Below are 226 nucleotides of genomic sequence, written 5' to 3' on the forward strand. Positions count from 1 at the left end.
TATATCGAATATTACAACCGGGTATTAGCTAAACCTTTTAAGTGGCTTTACCGTGGGAATACAAAGTGATGTCATTAATTGCAGAATACACCACTAGTTTGCTCACACTATGCCTTTTTCTGAGGTCATCTTGAAGCAGTGCTTTATTATGCGCGCTCACTTTACAAAACCTATTTAAGTCAATAATATAAAGCCATTGTACAGGTGAGCACTGAAATGTTAAGAG

The 226-nt window shown here is 36.7% G+C and carries 1 pseudogene; it reads right to left on the reverse strand.

The annotated features are described in order from the left end of the window. Positions 1-37: 37 nt before the first annotated feature. Positions 38-226, reverse strand: a pseudogene (locus Xinn_RS22585) (hypothetical protein); the annotation flags it as partial.

It is taken from the genome of Xenorhabdus innexi (genome assembly GCF_002632485.1).
Taxonomy (GTDB): domain Bacteria; phylum Pseudomonadota; class Gammaproteobacteria; order Enterobacterales; family Enterobacteriaceae; genus Xenorhabdus; species Xenorhabdus innexi.